Here is a 15,555-nt window from a genome sequence, read left to right on the forward strand (position 1 = left end):
CGCCCCTGGCCCGCGGGGAAGGAGCGACCACGGCTCAGCGCCCCTCTCCGCGGCGGGACAGGGGGCGCCCGGTGGGAACCGCTGGTTCGTCGTCGCCGGCGGGCCGGCGGGCGGCAGGGGCGGGCCGCCAGGGCACCGGACGCGCGGACGGGGCCCGGCGCCGCCGGCGCCGGACCCCGTCCAGCGGTCCTCAGGCGACCTTGATCATGTCGTTCGGGTTGAGGACGTACTTCTTGGCGGCGCCCTTGTCGAAATCGGCGTAGCCCTGCGGCGCCTCCTCGAGCGGGATCGCGGCGGCGTTGACGTTCTTCGCGATCTGCACCTTGTCGTGCAGGATCGCCATCATCAGCCCCCGGTGGTACTTCATCACCGGGCACTGGCCGGTGGTGAAGGCCAACGCCCTCGACCAGCCCAGGCCGAGCCGGATCACGAGGTCGCCGTGCTGCGCGGCCTCGTCCTGGGCGCCCGGGTCACCGGTGACGTACAGCCCGGGGATGCCCAGCGCCCCGCCCGCGGCGGTGAGGTCCATGAGGGAGTTGAGCACCGTCGCCGGCTGCTCCTTCTGCGCCTCCTTGCCGTGGCCGCGCGCCTCGAAGCCGACGGCGTCGACGCCGCAGTCGACCTCCGGCACGCCGAGGATCTGCTCGATCTGGTCCTTCGGTTCCCCCTTGGAGACGTCCACGGTCTCGCAGCCGAAGCTGCGGGCCTGGGCCAGCCGCTCCTCGTTGAGGTCACCCACGATGACGACGGCGGCGCCGAGCAGCTGCGCGGCCGTCGCGGCCGCCAGCCCGACCGGCCCCGCGCCGGCGATGTACACGGTGGAGCCGGTCGTCACGCCGGCGGTGATGGCGCCGTGGTACCCGGTGGGGAAGATGTCCGAGAGCATGGTCAGGTCCATGATCTTCTCCATGGCCTGGTCCCTGTCCGGGAACTTCAGCAGGTTCCAGTCGGCGTAGGGCACCAGCACGTACTGCGCCTGCCCGCCGACCCAGCCGCCCATGTCGACGTAGCCGAACGCCGAGCCGGGCCGGTCGGGGTTGACGTACAGGCAGATGTGCGTCTTGCGCTCCTTGCAGTTGCGACAGCGGCCGCAGGAGATGTTGAACGGGACCGAGACGAGGTCACCCTCCTTGATGTACTCCACGTCCCGGCCGACCTCGACCACCTCGCCGGTGATCTCATGGCCGAGCACCAGCCCCGCGGGGGCCGTGGTGCGGCCGCGGACCATGTGCTGGTCGGAGCCGCAGATGTTCGTGGCGACCGTCTTGAGGATCACCCCGTGGTCGACCTTGCGGCCGACGTTGGCCGGGTTCACGCCCGGGCCGTCCTGGAGCTCGAACGTGGGGTAGTCGGTGTCGACGACCTCGACCTTGCCCGGACCTGCGTAGCTGACTGCCTTGTTGCCGCCCACTGCGGGGCCTCCTTCGTGTCGGACGTCGTTGTACGGACTCGAAAGCGGCGGGGACCCGGTCCCCGGCCACCTCCACCCTGCCACGCCACCGCCGAAGCCGGAAGGGGCACCCACCGGACGGTTCCCGCCGCCGGCCGGGCTGCGCGGGCGCCGGCGCGGGCGCCGCCGCGCGTTAGCCTGCCCCGGTGAGCACCGGACCTGATCCCGCGGCCGTGCGGGTGCGGCTGGACCTCTCCTACGACGGGTCCGCGTTCGCCGGGTGGGCGACCCAGCCGGGCCTGCGCACCGTGCAGGGCGTGCTCGAGGACGCCCTGGCGACCGTGCTGCGCGCGCCCGCCCGCCTGACGGTGGCCGGCCGGACCGACGCCGGCGTGCACGCGCGCGGGCAGGTGGCCCACGTGGACGTCCCCCGGGAGGCGTGGGCGGCGCTGCCCGGGCGCGCCGACCGCACCCCTGGGGACGCCCTCGTGGTGCGGCTGGGCGGCGTCCTCGGCCGCGGGGGGTCGCCGCGGGGCACGGCCGACGTCGTGGTGCGCCGCGCCGCCGAGGCGCCGGGCGGCTTCGACGCCCGCTTCTCCGCGGTCTGGCGCCGGTACGCCTACCGCATCGCCGACCACCGGGACCGCTGGGACCCGCTCCGCCGGCACGACGTGCTCTGGCACGGCCGCCCCCTGGACGTGGCGGCCATGGACGACGCCGCGGCGCGGCTGGTCGGCGAGCACGACTTCGCGGCCTACTGCAGGCCCCGGGAGGGCGCGACCACGATCCGCACGCTGCTGCACCTGGGCTGGCGCCGCGTGCCGGCGGGTGAGCCCGACGCCGGCCTCGTGGTGGCGACCGTGCGGGCGGACGCCTTCTGCCACTTCATGGTGCGCGCCCTGGTCGGGGCGTCGCTGGCAGTGGGGGAGGGCCGCCGGGACGCGGGCTGGCCCGGCGCGGTCCTCGCCGCGGGCGTGCGCGACGCCGCGGTGGGCGTCGCGCCCGCCCACGCCCTGACGCTCGAGGAGGTGGCCTACCCGGCCGACCACGAGCTCGCCGCCCGGGCGCAGCAGGCCCGGGCCCGCCGCAGCCTGGACTGACCGTGGCACGGCCCGCGGCCCGCCGCCGCGGCGGCCCGGCGCGTGGGGTGCCGGATCACGCCAGGACGCGCTCCGCCCCGGCGTACACGTTCACGCGGTCGCCCCGGCTGAACCCCACCAGCGTCATGCCGGCGCTCGCGGCCAGCTCCACGGCGAGCGTGGACGGGGCGCTGACCGCCGACAGGGCCGGGACGCCGGCCATCCAGGCCTTCTGCACGAGCTCGAACGAGGCCCGCCCGGAGACCTGCAGGACCGTGCGCCGCAGCGGCAGGCGGCCCTCGCGCAGCGCCCAGCCGACGACCTTGTCGACGGCGTTGTGCCGGCCGACGTCCTCCCGCAGGCACACCAGCTCGGCGCTGCCGTCCTCCGCGACGGCGAAGAGACCGGCGGCGTGGACTCCGCCGGTGGAGTCGAAGATGCGCTGGCCGTCCCGCAGCCGGCCGGGCAGGGCGAGCAGCTCGGCGAGGGGGAGCTCGAGATCGTCGTCCGCGACGGCGAACCGCGACGCCCGGCTCACGGCCTCGATGGACGCCGTGCCGCAGATGCCGCACGAGCTCGAGGTGTACACGTGGCGCGCGAGGGAGGGGTCCGGGCCCGGCCGGCCGGGCGCCAGGCGCACCTCGACGACGTTGTAGCTGGGGGAGCCGTCCGGGTTCACGCCGGCGCCGTAGGCGAGCGAGGCGATCTGGGCCGGCTCCCACACCACCCCCTCCGAGACGAGGAACCCGGCGACGAGGTCGAAGTCGCCGCCGGGCGTGCGCATCGTGACGCTGTACGGGGCTCCCGCCACCCGGATCTCCAGCGGCTCCTCGCCGGCGAGCGTGTCGGCCCGGTCACGGCTGGAGCCGTCGGCGCGCAGCTGCACCACCGGCCGCAGCTTCGTCGCTCGCACAGGCACCTCCCTCGTGGGTGCGAGCAGTCTAGGGGCCGACGCCCGCCGGCCGGTGGCTACTGCAGGTCCTCCTCGGCCGCCTCCTCCGTGGCACCCTCCTCCGTGGCGTCCCAGTCCGCCTGCTCCGGCGTCTCCTCCGGCGCGGCGGGATCGATCGTGCTGCCCTCGTCGACGGCGAGGTCGTCGCCCTCGGTGACGTGCATCGCCGACTCCTCGGGCAGGAAGCGGGCGGCGTCGCGGCCGACGTCCTCCGCCAGCACGTCCTGCTCCTCGCCGACCTGGTCGGTGGCGTCGTCGTCGTCCGGCGCGGCCACGAGGCGGCCGACGCCGGCCTCCGCGACGTTGTCCGGGGCGGGCTCGCCGGACGGACCCGGGCCGGCGTGGGGCGAGGCCTCCGCGTCCGGCTGCTCCTCCCACGCCTCGGGCAGCTCGCGGGCCACCCGCTCGTCGAGGGTGTCGCCCTGCTGCATCTCGGCGTGGGTCAGGTGCTCGCCCACGAGCGGGTCCTCGTCGGGGGCGGTGAGGCCCTCGTCGAGCACGTCGTCGGTGGGGTTGTCGAGGAGCATGTCCTCCTCGCCGGGCTGCCAGGACTCGTCGGCAAGGAACTGGTCGCCGGCGGGGGAACCCTCGGTGCTGGGGATCTCGGTGTTGCCTTCGGTGCTCATGCCGCCAGCGTGCCACCGGCCCGGCCGGCCCGCACCGGGAGCCCCGGCCCGCCGCAGGCGGCGCGGACCCGCGGCGAGGGCTCGGGAGGACGACGGCGTGGGCGGCGGCTGACGCCACGGACGTGGCAGGTCTCACGCGAGGTCGTGCGCCGGATCTTTTGACCGTGCCGCTCCGGAGGCAGTAGCCTGGGCTGTCGTTGTGCATCCCCATGCGCTCCCGGTGCCTCCCACTCGCCGGCTGGCCGCGCGGATGCGCGCAGCGAGTACCACACCGACCAATTGGGTCCAGCGCCGCCATAGCTGCACCCGACGCTGAAGAAACGAAGGCTACGCCCGTGCGCACGTACACACCGAAGCCCGGCGACGTCACGAAGAACTGGTACGTCATCGACGCTACCGACGTCGTCCTCGGCCGACTGGCGACCCAGGTCGCCGCCCTGCTCCGTGGGAAGCACAAGCCGACCTTCGCCCCGCACGTGGACAACGGCGACTTCGTCATCGTCATCAACGCTGACAAGGTCGCCTTGACCGGGAGCAAGCGCGAGCAGAAGCTCGCGTACCGCCACTCCGGCTACCCGGGCGGGCTGAAGGCCACCACCTACGCCGAGCTCCTGGCCAAGCGGCCGGAGCGGGCCGTGGAGAAGGCCGTCCGCGGCATGCTCCCCAAGAACTCCCTGGGCCGCGCCCAGCTCAGCAAGCTGAAGGTCTACGCCGGTGCGGACCACCCGCACAGCGCGCAGAAGCCGCAGACCTTCGAGATCACCCAGGTCGCCCAGTAGCCCCGGCGCTGCAGGCACCCGCACAAGGACTGAAGGAGAACTGTGGCTGACACCACTTCGGACATCGAGCTGGACGACGAGAACGTCCCCAGCAGCTACACCACCGAGAGCGCCGCTCCCGCCGGCGGGCTGGGCGAGTCCCTGACCGCTCCCGGCAACGCCCTGGGCCGCCGCAAGGAGGCCGTCGCCCGCGTGCGCCTCGTGCCGGGCACCGGCGAGTGGAAGATCAACGGGCGCACGCTCGAGGACTACTTCCCGAACAAGCTGCACCAGCAGCTCGTCCGCTCCCCGTTCACGCTCCTCGACATCGAGGGCCGCTTCGACGTCGTCGCCCGCATCCACGGCGGCGGCATCTCCGGGCAGGCGGGCGCGCTGCGCCTCGGCATCGCCCGCGCGCTGAACGAGATCGACCGCGACTCGAACCGTCCGGCCCTGAAGAAGGCCGGGTTCCTCACCCGCGACGCCCGCGCCATCGAGCGCAAGAAGGCCGGCCTCAAGAAGGCCCGCAAGGCGCCGCAGTACTCCAAGCGCTGACCGGCGCCCCCGCGGCCCCGCCACGCAGCAGCGTGCGCGGGGCCGTGGTGCGTCCGGGGCCGGCCGTCCGCGCCAGGGCCGGGCGCCGGAGGTGGCACCATGGACCCCGGTCAGTGCCCGCGAGGCGGGCAGCTCACGGCGCCCCTGCACCGGCGCAGGCGGCCAAAGGGCCCCGCGCTGCGGGGCCCAGGCGCGGGACGGCCACGGGCCGCGCGCCGGACGAAATCGGAGGTAGGACATGGCACGACTCTTCGGGACCGACGGTGTGCGCGGGCTCGCGAACCGCGACGTGACGGCCGAGCTGGCGCTGGAGCTGGGCGCCGCGGCGGCGCGCGTGCTCGCCGCCAAGGGTGACTTCGCGGGCCGGCGGCCGCGGGCCGTGATCGGCCGCGACACCCGCATCTCCGGGGAGTTCCTCTCCTCCGCCGTCGCGGCCGGTCTCGCCAGCGCCGGGGTGGACGTGACCCAGGTCGGCGTGCTGCCCACGCCCGGCGTCGCGCACCTCACCGCGAGCACCGACGTGGACCTCGGCGTCGTCATCTCCGCCTCGCACAACCCGATGGCGGACAACGGCATCAAGTTCTTCGCCCGCGGCGGGTTCAAGCTCGACGACGCCGTCGAGGACGAGATCGAGGCGCACCTGTCCGGCGAGTGGGAGCGCCCGGTCGGCGCCGACGTCGGCCGCATCGAGACCGGGTCGGCCCTGGCCGACCGCAACTACATCGACCACCTCGTCGCCGCGGCCGGCGGCCACCTGCGGGGCATCCGCATCGCGGTGGACTGCGCCAACGGCGCCGCCAGCGACATCGCCCCGCTGGCGCTGCGGGAGGCCGGCGCGGACGTCGTCGTCCTGAACGCCTCCCCGGACGGGCGCAACATCAACAAGGACTGCGGCTCCACCCACCCCGAGCAGCTCCAGGCGGTCACCGTCGCCTCCCAGGCGGCGTTCGGCGTGGCCTACGACGGCGACGCCGACCGGTGCCTGGCGGTGGACCACACCGGCGCGCTCGTCGACGGCGACCAGATCATGGGCCTGCTGGCCACCGCCATGAAGGAGGCCGGCACCCTCGCCCAGGACACCCTCGTGGTCACGGTCATGAGCAACCTCGGGCTGCTGCTGGCCATGAAGGAGGCCGGCATCGCGACGGTCCAGACCGGCGTGGGGGACCGCTACGTCCTGGAGGCCATGCGCGCGGGCGGGTTCACCCTGGGCGGGGAGCAGTCCGGGCACATCATCAACTCCCACCACGCCACCACCGGCGACGGGATCCTCACCTCCCTGCTGCTGGCGGCGCGGGTCGTCGCCACCGGCCGCACCCTCGCGGACCTGGCCTCCGTCGTCACCCGGCTGCCGCAGGTGCTGGTCAACGTCAAGGGCGTGGACAAGGCCCGTGCCGGCACCGACGAGGCCCTGGCCGAGGCCGTGGCCGCCGTCGAGGCGGAGCTGGGGGAGACCGGCCGGGTGCTGCTGCGCCCCTCGGGCACGGAGCCCCTGGTCCGGGTCATGGTCGAGGCCGGCACGCAGGAGGAGGCCACCTCGGCGGCCAACCGCCTCGCCGTCGTCGTGCAGGAGCGCCTCGGCGCCTGACGCACCCCCGGGGCGCCGCCCGGGGTGGCCCGGGGGTATCTCAGGGGAAGACCCGATGCCGTCCGGCCGGGGGCCGTGACGTACCGTTGGGGGCACGCGCCACGAGGCGCTCGCGCCGCCGGCGCCGGCCCCAGGGAGTGACAGCCAGTGGACTTGCACGCCGTCGAGGAGCTCGTCCTGGGTCTCGCGGGCTCGCCGTGGATCCTCCTCGCGGTGGTCCTGCTGGCCACGATCGACGGCTTCTTCCCGCCGGTGCCGAGCGAGTCGGTGGTCATCGCCATCGCCGTCCTCACGGTCGCGGGGGACGGGCCCAGCCTCTGGCTGCTGGTCCTGGCGGCCGCGGTGGGCGCGTTCTGCGGTGACCTCATCGCGTACACCATCGGCACGAAGGTGCCGATCGACAGCCTGCGGGTGTTCTCCTCGCCCCGTGGGCGCTCCTCGCTGGCGCGGGCCAAGCGGGCGCTCGCCCGGCGCGGCACCGTGTTCATCCTCTCGGCGCGGTTCGTGCCCATCGGCCGGGTCGCGGTGAACATGGCCGCCGGGGCGGTCGGCTTCCCGAGGCGGCGCTTCGTGATCATCGCGGCCATCGCGGCCGTCGTGTGGGGCGGGTACTCCACGGCGATGGGGCTGAGCGCCGGGGTGTTCCTGCACGAGCACCCGCTCGTCGGGATCGTCGTGGGGGTGGCCGGCGGCGTCGGGCTCGGCATGGTCGTCGACCGGGCCCTCGGCGTGGTCCAGCGCCGCTGGTTCCCCTCCCTGCCCGACCCTGAGGAGATGCTCGAGGACTCCGGCGCCCCGGGCGCGACGCCGGAGGCGGCCCCGGCACGTCCGGAGGAGAGCTGGAAGCTGCGTGACGAGGGCGGGGAGGCGGCCCGCGGCGCCTGATCCCTCCGACGCCGGACGGGCCGCGGCCCGGCCGGGTCAGAGCTTGCGCAGCCGCATCCGGTGCATGCTGTGGTCCGCCGACTTCGTCAGCACCAGCGTGGCGCGCCCGCGCGTCGGCAGGATGTTCTGCACGAGGTTCGGGGCGTTGATCGCGTCCCAGATCGACTCCGCGCGGGCCACGGCGGCGTCGTCGTCGAGCCCGGCGTACTTGTGGAAGTACGAGCTCGGGTCCGAGAACGCCGTGCGCCGCAGCCTGAGGAACCGGTCGACGTACCAGCGCTTGACGTCCGAGGTCCGCGCGTCGACGTAGATCGAGAAGTCGAAGAAGTCGCTCACCGCGAGCGAGGAGGTGCCGTTCGCCGTCGCCCGCGCGGGCTGCAGCACGTTGAGCCCCTCGACGATGAGCACGTCGGGATGGTGCACCACCTGGTGGGCGCCGGGGACGATGTCGTAGGTGACGTGGTCGTACAGCGGCGCCGCGACCTCCGCGGCCCCCGCCTTGACCTCCGCGACGAAGCGGAGCAGCGCCCGCCGGTCGTAGGACTCCGGGAAGCCCTTGCGCTCGAGCAGGCCCCGGCGCCGCAGCTCGGCGTTGGGGTAGAGGAACCCGTCGGTCGTGATGAGCTCCACCTTCGGCGTCTGCGGCCAGCGGCGCAGCAGCTCGCGCAGCAGGCGGGCCGTGGAGGACTTGCCGACCGCCACGGAGCCGGCGACCCCGATGACGTACGGCGTCCGGGTGGCGCGCTCGCCCAGGAACGTCGAGGTCGCCTGGTGCAGCGCCCGGGTGGCGGCGGCGTAGAGCTGGAGCAGGCCGGACAGCGGCCGGTAGACGACGTCCACCTCTGCCAGGTCCAGCGGGTCGCCCAGCCCGCGGAGGTTCACCACGTCCGCGTCCGTCAGCGGCAGGGGGGTCGAGGCGGCCAGCCGGCTCCAGGACTCGCGGTCGAACTCCACGAACGGGGAGGCTGCGGCTGTCATGGCACGCGGGACGGCTGGCACGGCACCAGTGTGTCGCACGTGCGCGCCGGGCCGCGACGACGCCCCGCCGCGGCCCGGCCACCGCCCCCGGCCAGGGGACGCGGCGGGCGGTTATCCTGGCCCGCATGTGTGGAATCGTCGGGTACGTAGGCCCCGCAGCGCCGAGCAACCGCCCCCTGGACGTCGCCATGGAGGGGCTCGCCCGCCTGGAGTACCGCGGGTACGACTCCGCCGGCGTCGCCGTCGTCACCCCGGACGGCCTCGCCAGCGCCAAGCGGGCCGGCAAGCTCGGCAACCTCCGGGAGCAGCTCGAGGCCCACCCGCTGCCGGCCGGCTCCGCCGCCATCGGCCACACCCGCTGGGCCACCCACGGCGCCCCGACCGACGTCAACGCCCACCCGCACCTGAGCGAGGACGGCAGGCTCGCCGTCATCCACAACGGCATCATCGAGAACTTCTCCGCGCTCAGGGCCGAGCTCAGGGAGGCCGGGGTCGCCTTCGCCTCGGAGACCGACACCGAGGTCGTCGCCCACCTCCTCGCCCGCCAGATGGACGGCAGCACCGACCTGACGGGCGCCATGCTCGCGGTCACCCGCCGTCTCCAGGGCGCGTTCACCCTGCTCGCCGTGCACGCCGACGCCCCCGGCACGGTCGTCGGCGCCCGCCGCAACTCCCCGCTGGTCGTGGGCCTCGGCGAGGGGGAGAACTTCCTCGGCTCCGACGTCGCCGCCTTCATCTCGCACACCCGCGAGGCGCTGGAGATGGGGCAGGACCAGGTGGTCAGCATCACCGCCGACGACGTGCGCGTGGTCGACGCGGACGGCAGCCCCGCCGAGGGGCGCCGCTTCACCGTGGACTGGGACGCCAACGCCGCGGTCAAGGGCGGGTTCCCGACCTTCATGGACAAGGAGATCCACGACCAGCCCAAGGCCGTCGCGGACACGCTCCTGGGCCGCACCGACGCAGCGGGCCACCTCGTGCTCGACGAGCTGCGCATCGACGAGGCGGTGCTCCGCAGCGTCGACAAGATCATCGTCGTCGCCTGCGGCACCGCCGCCTACGCCGGCCACGTGGCCAAGTACGCCATCGAGCACTGGTGCCGCATCCCGGTGGAGGTGGAGCTCGCCCACGAGTTCCGCTACCGCGACCCGGTCGTGAGCGAGAAGACCCTGGTCGTGGCCATCTCGCAGTCCGGCGAGACGATGGACACCATCATGGCGATCCGCCACGCCCGCGAGCAGGGCGCCAAGGTGCTCGCCGTCGTCAACACCCACGGCTCGACGATCGCCCGCGAGTCCGACGCGGTGCTCTACACCCACGCCGGGCCCGAGGTGGCCGTGGCCTCGACCAAGGCGTTCCTCGCGCAGATCACCGCGACGTACCTGCTGGGCCTGTACCTCTCGGAGCTGCGGGGCAACAAGTACGTCGACGAGGTCGCCGGCTACCTGGAGGAGCTCGGCAAGCTGCCCGCGAAGATCCAGGAGATCCTCGACCGCCAGCAGGAGGTGCGCGACGTCGCCCGGGCGATGAAGGACGTCAGCTCGGTGCTGTTCCTGGGCCGGCACGTCGGCTACCCGGTGGCGCTGGAGGGCGCCCTGAAGCTCAAGGAGCTGGCGTACATCCACGCGGAGGGCTTCGCCGCCGGCGAGCTCAAGCACGGCCCGATCGCGCTGATCGAGGAGGGCCAGCCGGTCTTCATCGTGGTGCCGACCCCGCGCCGGCCCACCCTGCACGCCAAGGTCGTCTCCAACATCCAGGAGGTGCGCGCCCGCGGCGCCCGCACGCTGGTCATCGCGGAGGAGGGGGACGACGCGGTGAACGAGTTCGCCGACGTCGTCTTCCGGGTGCCCCGGACGCCGACCCTGATGATGCCGCTCGTGACCGTGGTCCCGCTGCAGATCTTCGCCTGCGAGCTGGCCACCGCCAAGGGGCTCGACGTGGACCAGCCGCGGAACCTGGCCAAGTCCGTCACCGTCGAGTGAGCGCGCGGGCCCAGCGGTGATCGTCGCGGTCGGGATCGACGTGTGCGACGTCGCCCGGTTCGTCGCCGAGCTCGACCGCGTGCCGCGCCTGCGGGAGAGGATCTTCACCCCCGAGGAGCGGCACCTGCCCGACGCCTCCCTGGCGGCGCGGTTCGCGGCCAAGGAGGCGATCGCCAAGGCGCTGGGCGCCCCGGCGGGCATGCGCTGGCACGACTGCACCGTCCACCGCGTCTCCGGCGCGGCGCCGCTGGTGGAGATCCGCGGGACCGTCGCGGCCCGTGCCGCCGAGCTGGGCATCACCCGCTGGCACCTGTCCATCTCGCACGATGCCGGGATCGCCTCGGCGATGGTGGTCGCGGAGGGCTGAGCGAGGCCGCCGGTGCGGGAGACGCGCGGTCGCCGGCTTCGGTCGACAATGCGCTGAGTCCCCGTTTCGCCGGCATCCGGGGCCCAAGCGGATTCTTGGGCGGAGCCCTGTCCCGCCCCGGGGCGTCGCGCGGCAGGATGGGCCCATGATCCGCGCCCACACCGCCGCCGCCGTCCGGGAGGCCGAGGAGCCGCTGCTCGCCGCCGGGGAGCCGCTCATGGACCGCGCCGCCTTCGCGCTCGCCACCCGCGTGACCGCCGAGCTGCGCGGCCGCGGCAACCGGGTCCCCGGCTCGACCGTGCTGCTGCTCGTGGGCGGCGGCAACAACGGCGGCGACGCCCTGCTCGCCGGGGCCCGGCTGGCGCGGCGCGGCTGCCAGGTGCACGCGGCCCTGCTCGGCGCCGCCCCGCACCCGGCGGGCCTGGCGGCGGCGCGGGCGGCCGGCGTGCGCCTGCACGAGGTGCTCGACCACCCCGACGTCGCCGCCGCCGTGGTCGCCCTCGCGCGCCGCGCGGGGGTGTGGGTCGACGCCCTGACCGGCATCGGCGCCCGCGGCCCGCTGCGCGCGCCGCTGGACGGCGTGGCGGCCGCCCTGGCCACCGAGCGGGCGGCGTCGCCCGACGAGCCGGTGGTGGTCGCCGTCGACGTGCCCAGCGGGATCGGCGTCGACGACGGCGCGGTGCCGGGGCCGGTGCTGCCCGCCGACGTGACGGTCACCATGGGCACCGCCAAGCCGGGCCTGCTGCTGCCGCCGGCGTCGGCCCTGGCCGGACGGGTCGAGGTGGTCGACCTGGGCCTGGACGGCCCCCTGGCGGCGGGGGCCGCGCCCGCGGTGTGCCGCCTGCAGGGCACCGACGTCGCGGACGTGTGGCCGGTGCCCGCCGTCGGGGAGCACAAGTACACCCGCGGGGTGCTCGGCGTCGTGGCGGGCTCGCAGGTCTACCCCGGTGCGGCCGTGCTCGCCGTCGCCGGCGCGCTGCGCACCGGCCTGGGCATGGTGCGCTACCACGGCCCCGAGGTGCCGACCGCGCTGGTGCACGCCCGGCACCCGGAGGCCGTCACAGCCCCCGGCCGGGTGCAGGCCCGCGTGATCGGCCCGGGCATCGACCCGGGGGACGTCGCCCGGGCCCGGGAGATGGAGGACCACCTGGCGGCCGGGCTGCGCGCCGGCACGCCCACGGTGCTCGACGCCGGCGCCCTGACCCTGCTGCACGACGACACCTACCCCGACCTGCCCGCCACCGTCGTCCTGACCCCGCACGCGGGCGAGCTGGCGGCGCTGCTGAGCGCCCGCGGCGAGGAGACGACCCGCGCCGCGGTGGAGGCGGCGCCGGCGCGGCACGTCCGGCTGGCTGCCGAGATCACCGGCGCCACCGTGCTGCTCAAGGGCGCCACCACCGTGGTCGCGGCCCCCGACGGGCCGCTCTACGCCCAGGCGGACGCCACACCCTGGCTGGCGACCGCCGGGGCGGGCGACGTCCTCGCCGGCGTCCTCGGCGCGCTGCTGGCCGGCTACGGCGACGCGCTGGCCGCGGACGAGATCGGCGAGTGGGCGGGGCTGCCCGCGTGCCTGGCCGCCGCGGCCGCGCTCGTCCACGGCCGCGCCGCCCGTCTCGCGGCGGGCCAGCCCGGCGCGGGGGAGCCCGGCGCGCCCATCACCGCGCTCGACGTCGCGGAGGCGCTGCCCGCGGCGGTGCGCTCGGTCCTCTGACGCGGCCCCCGGCGGCGCTGCCCGGCCCGGCGGCCCGCTGGTGCGACACTGTGGGGCGTGAGCCTGCCCGTCCCCGCCCGGTCCGCCGCGCCCTCGCCCGGCTGGTCCGCCGCGCACCCCGCGCGCGCCGTCGTGGACCTCGGCGCCATCGGCCACAACGTGGGGGTGCTGCGCGCCGCCGCACCCGGCGCCGAGCTCATGGCCGTGGTGAAGGCCGACGCGTACGGCCACGGCCTGCTGCCGGTGGCCCGCGCCGCGCTGGCCGCCGGCGCGACGTGGCTCGGCGCCGCCCAGCTGGCCGAGGCGCTGGAGCTGCGGGCCGGGCTGGACGCGGGCGCGCCCGCGGGGGCGGCCCGGCCGCGGATCCTCACCTGGATCTTCGCCCCGGGGGCGCCGCTGGAGCGCGCCCTGGCGGCGGACCTCGACCTGTCCGCCTCGGCGCCGTGGGCGGTGGCGGAGATCGCCGCGGCCGCCCGCGCCACCGGCCGCACGGCCCGCGTGCACCTGAAGGTCGACACCGGCATGGGGCGCGGCGGCGCCCGCCCCGAGGCCTTCGGGGACCTGGTGGACGCCGCGCTCGCCGCGCAGGCCGAGGGCGCGGTGCGGGTGGTGGGCGTCTGGTCGCACCTGGCGTGCGCCGACGAGCCCGAGAATCCCGCGACGGCCCGGCAGGTCGAGGTCTTCACCGCCGCCGTCGCCCAGGCCGAGCGGGCCGGCGCGCGACCGGAGGTGCGGCACCTGGCGGCGTCCTCGGGGACGCTGCTGCACCCGGCGACCCACTTCGACCTGGTCCGCCCCGGCATCGCCGTCTACGGCCTGACCCCCGCGCCGGCCGTGGCGTCCTCCCGGACCCTGGGCCTGCGGCCGGCCATGCGCCTGGAGGCCCGGCTGACGGTCGTGAAGCCCGCGCCGGCGGGCACGCCGCTGTCCTACGGGCACACCGCCGTCACCACCGCCGACACCCACCTGGGCGTGGTGCCGCTGGGCTACGGCGACGGCATCCCGCGCGCGGCCTCCGACGCCGGCCCCGTGATGGTGGCCGGCCGCCGCTACCACGTGGCCGGCCGGGTGTGCATGGACCAGGTGGTCGTGGACCTCGGTCCCGAGGGCGCCGACGTGGCGGTGGGTGACACCGCCGTGCTCTTCGGGGACGGCGCCGGCGGCGGCCCCACCGCGGACGACTGGGCCGGCGTCGTGGGCACCATCAACTACGAGATCGTCACCCGGCTGGGCTGCCGGGTGCCCCGGGTCTACGCCGGGGGGACGGGGAGCGAGGACGCATGACGAACGTGACCGTGCAGGCGGCGGACGCGGAGGCAACGCGCGAGCTCGGCGCCCGGCTGGCGGGCGTGCTCCGGGCCGGCGACCTCGTGCTGCTCAGCGGGGCGCTCGGCGCCGGCAAGACCACCCTCACGCAGGGCATCGGCTCCGGGCTGGGCGTGCGGGGCCACGTGGCGTCCCCGACCTTCATCATCGCCCGCGTGCACCCGGCGCTCGGTGCGGGGCCGGACCTGGTGCACGTGGACGCCTACCGCCTCGGGTCCCTCGAGGAGGTCGACGCCCTCGACCTGGACACCTCCCTGGAGGACTCCGTGACGGTCGTGGAGTGGGGCGAGGGCAAGGTCGAGGCGCTGGCCGAGGACCGGCTCGAGGTGGAGGTGCGACGCCCGCGCGGCGGCGACGACGCCGCGGGCGCCGAGGAGCTCGCCGAGGAGAGCCCCCGCGAGATCGTGGTGCGCCCCGTCGGCCCGCGCTGGGACGGCGTCGACCTGGCCGCCGCCCTGCGCCCGTGACGGCCCGCCCGGCGGCGGCCCTGGCGGGGCTGGCCGTGCTGGCCGGGGCCCTGCTCGGGCCCGCCCTGCCCGCGGGGGCCACGCCGACCTCGCGCGCCGCGACGTCGGGGCGGACGGCCGAGGACGCGGCGCCGGCCGGGCCGGTGCAGACCGGCCCCGGGGTCCCGGCGGACGTCGCGGAGTGGTTCACGAGCCAGGCGGGCGACGCCGTCGCCGCCCGCGGCGTGGGGGAGCTGGACGTCACCGTGGCCGAGCGCGGGGAGCTGCGCCCCGGCGTCGTCCGCACGGTGATGACCTGGTCCGAGGGGCTCGTCCAGGGCACCGACGTGACCCCGCCCACCCGGGAGACGGACCACTGGATCGCGCCGCTGCTGCTCGACGGCTCCGCCGTGGGCGCCCTGGTCGCCGCGCGGGAGGACGGCGCCGTCGACGTCGCGGACGTCAGCGGCGACACCGACCTCGCGGAGGAGCTGCAGTCGCTCCCCCTCGCCACGCACGTCGTCCACGACGTGCCGCTGGACGCCTGGTTCACCGTGGAGGAGGGCGAGGTCAGCCCGCTCGACGCCGCCGCCCGGGACTCCCTCGCCGGGGCCGTGCCGGTGGAGGTGTACCAGCGCTTCGTCGAGGAGCGCCACGCCACGGGCGACGCCGACGAGCCGGGCTCGGCGGCGCCCCAGCCGCAGGACGCGGGAGACGCGGCCAGGGCCGTGGCCTGGGTCGCCGCCGGGGCCGCGGCGCTGCTCGTGTGGGCCGGCATCCAGGTGTGGCTGCGCCGCCCGGAGGAGCCGGGCCGGGAGCGGGCGCGCCGGTCGGGCGCCGGCGGGCGGCGGTCGCCCCGCCGGCCCTCCCCCGACGACAGGCACTGACCCCGGCGCCCGGCCGGCGCGCACT

The 15,555-nt window shown here is 75.9% G+C and carries 15 protein-coding genes; 11 read left to right on the top strand and 4 right to left on the bottom strand.

Going from position 1 to position 15,555, the window contains the following annotated elements; translation table 11 throughout:
* Positions 1 to 190 precede the first annotated feature (190 nt).
* Positions 191 to 1,411, bottom strand: coding sequence for a formaldehyde dehydrogenase, glutathione-independent (gene fdhA, locus ACF0H8_RS05930; RefSeq protein WP_395288046.1), 1,221 nt, complete (start codon positions 1,409 to 1,411; stop codon positions 191 to 193).
* Positions 1,412 to 1,596: 185 nt separating this feature from the next.
* Here fdhA and ACF0H8_RS05935 point away from each other — a divergent pair, with 185 nt between their 5' ends.
* Positions 1,597 to 2,490 carry a tRNA pseudouridine synthase A gene (locus ACF0H8_RS05935; RefSeq protein WP_395288047.1) on the top strand — a complete coding sequence of 298 codons (894 nt, stop codon included), beginning with the start codon at positions 1,597 to 1,599 and terminating at the stop codon, positions 2,488 to 2,490.
* A gap of 55 nt (positions 2,491 to 2,545) precedes the next feature.
* Here ACF0H8_RS05935 and fdhD read toward each other — a convergent pair whose 3' ends face one another.
* Positions 2,546 to 3,388 carry a formate dehydrogenase accessory sulfurtransferase FdhD gene (fdhD, locus tag ACF0H8_RS05940; protein ID WP_395288048.1) on the bottom strand — a complete coding sequence of 281 codons (843 nt, stop codon included), beginning with the start codon at positions 3,386 to 3,388 and terminating at the stop codon, positions 2,546 to 2,548.
* Between the two features lie 50 nt (positions 3,389 to 3,438).
* On the bottom strand, positions 3,439 to 4,047 hold the full coding sequence (locus ACF0H8_RS05945; RefSeq protein ID WP_395288049.1) for a DUF5709 domain-containing protein: 609 nt from the start codon (positions 4,045 to 4,047) through the stop codon (positions 3,439 to 3,441).
* Between the two features lie 335 nt (positions 4,048 to 4,382).
* Between ACF0H8_RS05945 and rplM the strand changes: the two genes are divergently transcribed.
* The 4 genes from rplM to ACF0H8_RS05965 all read left to right on the top strand — a co-directional run bounded on the left by rplM (position 4,383) and on the right by ACF0H8_RS05965 (position 7,833).
* Complete coding sequence (rplM, locus tag ACF0H8_RS05950) at positions 4,383 to 4,826, top strand: 50S ribosomal protein L13 (RefSeq protein WP_395288050.1); 444 nt, start codon at positions 4,383 to 4,385, stop codon at positions 4,824 to 4,826.
* 42 nt (positions 4,827 to 4,868) lie between these two features.
* Entirely contained in the window at positions 4,869 to 5,360 is a 492-nt protein-coding gene (rpsI, locus tag ACF0H8_RS05955) for a 30S ribosomal protein S9 (protein ID WP_395288051.1), read from the top strand.
* A gap of 238 nt (positions 5,361 to 5,598) precedes the next feature.
* Positions 5,599 to 6,948 carry a phosphoglucosamine mutase gene (gene glmM, locus ACF0H8_RS05960; protein ID WP_395288052.1) on the top strand — a complete coding sequence of 450 codons (1,350 nt, stop codon included), beginning with the start codon at positions 5,599 to 5,601 and terminating at the stop codon, positions 6,946 to 6,948.
* 147 nt (positions 6,949 to 7,095) lie between these two features.
* On the top strand, positions 7,096 to 7,833 hold the full coding sequence (locus ACF0H8_RS05965; RefSeq protein WP_395288053.1) for a DedA family protein: 738 nt from the start codon (positions 7,096 to 7,098) through the stop codon (positions 7,831 to 7,833).
* 36 nt (positions 7,834 to 7,869) lie between these two features.
* Here the strand turns inward: ACF0H8_RS05965 and coaA are convergent, their stop codons facing one another.
* Positions 7,870 to 8,811, bottom strand: coding sequence for a type I pantothenate kinase (gene coaA, locus ACF0H8_RS05970; protein ID WP_395290819.1), 942 nt, complete (start codon positions 8,809 to 8,811; stop codon positions 7,870 to 7,872).
* A 125-nt stretch (positions 8,812 to 8,936) separates the two neighbouring features.
* Between coaA and glmS the strand changes: the two genes are divergently transcribed.
* The 6 genes from glmS to ACF0H8_RS06000 all read left to right on the top strand — a co-directional run bounded on the left by glmS (position 8,937) and on the right by ACF0H8_RS06000 (position 15,530).
* Positions 8,937 to 10,793: a glutamine--fructose-6-phosphate transaminase (isomerizing) gene (glmS, locus tag ACF0H8_RS05975; protein WP_395288054.1), complete on the top strand. Its 1,857-nt coding sequence runs from the start codon at positions 8,937 to 8,939 to the stop codon at positions 10,791 to 10,793.
* Between the two features lie 16 nt (positions 10,794 to 10,809).
* Positions 10,810 to 11,160, top strand: coding sequence for a holo-ACP synthase (locus tag ACF0H8_RS05980; RefSeq protein WP_395288055.1), 351 nt, complete (start codon positions 10,810 to 10,812; stop codon positions 11,158 to 11,160).
* A 145-nt stretch (positions 11,161 to 11,305) separates the two neighbouring features.
* On the top strand, positions 11,306 to 12,871 hold the full coding sequence (locus tag ACF0H8_RS05985; RefSeq protein ID WP_395288056.1) for an NAD(P)H-hydrate epimerase: 1,566 nt from the start codon (positions 11,306 to 11,308) through the stop codon (positions 12,869 to 12,871).
* 57 nt (positions 12,872 to 12,928) lie between these two features.
* Complete coding sequence (gene alr, locus ACF0H8_RS05990) at positions 12,929 to 14,155, top strand: alanine racemase (RefSeq protein WP_395288057.1); 1,227 nt, start codon at positions 12,929 to 12,931, stop codon at positions 14,153 to 14,155.
* A complete protein-coding gene (tsaE, locus tag ACF0H8_RS05995) occupies positions 14,152 to 14,664 on the top strand; it encodes a tRNA (adenosine(37)-N6)-threonylcarbamoyltransferase complex ATPase subunit type 1 TsaE (RefSeq protein ID WP_395288058.1) in 513 nt (170 codons plus the stop codon). The genes alr and tsaE overlap by 4 nt, the downstream gene beginning before the upstream one ends.
* On the top strand, positions 14,661 to 15,530 hold the full coding sequence (locus ACF0H8_RS06000; protein WP_395288059.1) for a hypothetical protein: 870 nt from the start codon (positions 14,661 to 14,663) through the stop codon (positions 15,528 to 15,530). Before tsaE ends, ACF0H8_RS06000 begins: the two co-directional genes overlap by 4 nt.
* The last annotated feature ends 25 nt before the right edge of the window (positions 15,531 to 15,555 follow it).

It is taken from the genome of Georgenia sp. AZ-5, assembly GCF_043952095.1.
Taxonomy (GTDB): domain Bacteria; phylum Actinomycetota; class Actinomycetes; order Actinomycetales; family Actinomycetaceae; genus Georgenia.

Coding starts and splice junctions, on each gene's coding strand:
- ACF0H8_RS05945 (WP_395288049.1), bottom strand. CDS start 4,047: ATGAGCACCGAAGGCAACACCGAGATCCCCAGCACCGAGGGTTCCCCC.
- glmM (WP_395288052.1), top strand. CDS start 5,599: ATGGCACGACTCTTCGGGACCGACGGTGTGCGCGGGCTCGCGAACCGC.
- coaA (WP_395290819.1), bottom strand. CDS start 8,811: ATGACAGCCGCAGCCTCCCCGTTCGTGGAGTTCGACCGCGAGTCCTGG.
- glmS (WP_395288054.1), top strand. CDS start 8,937: ATGTGTGGAATCGTCGGGTACGTAGGCCCCGCAGCGCCGAGCAACCGC.
- ACF0H8_RS05985 (WP_395288056.1), top strand. CDS start 11,306: ATGATCCGCGCCCACACCGCCGCCGCCGTCCGGGAGGCCGAGGAGCCG.
- tsaE (WP_395288058.1), top strand. CDS start 14,152: ATGACGAACGTGACCGTGCAGGCGGCGGACGCGGAGGCAACGCGCGAG.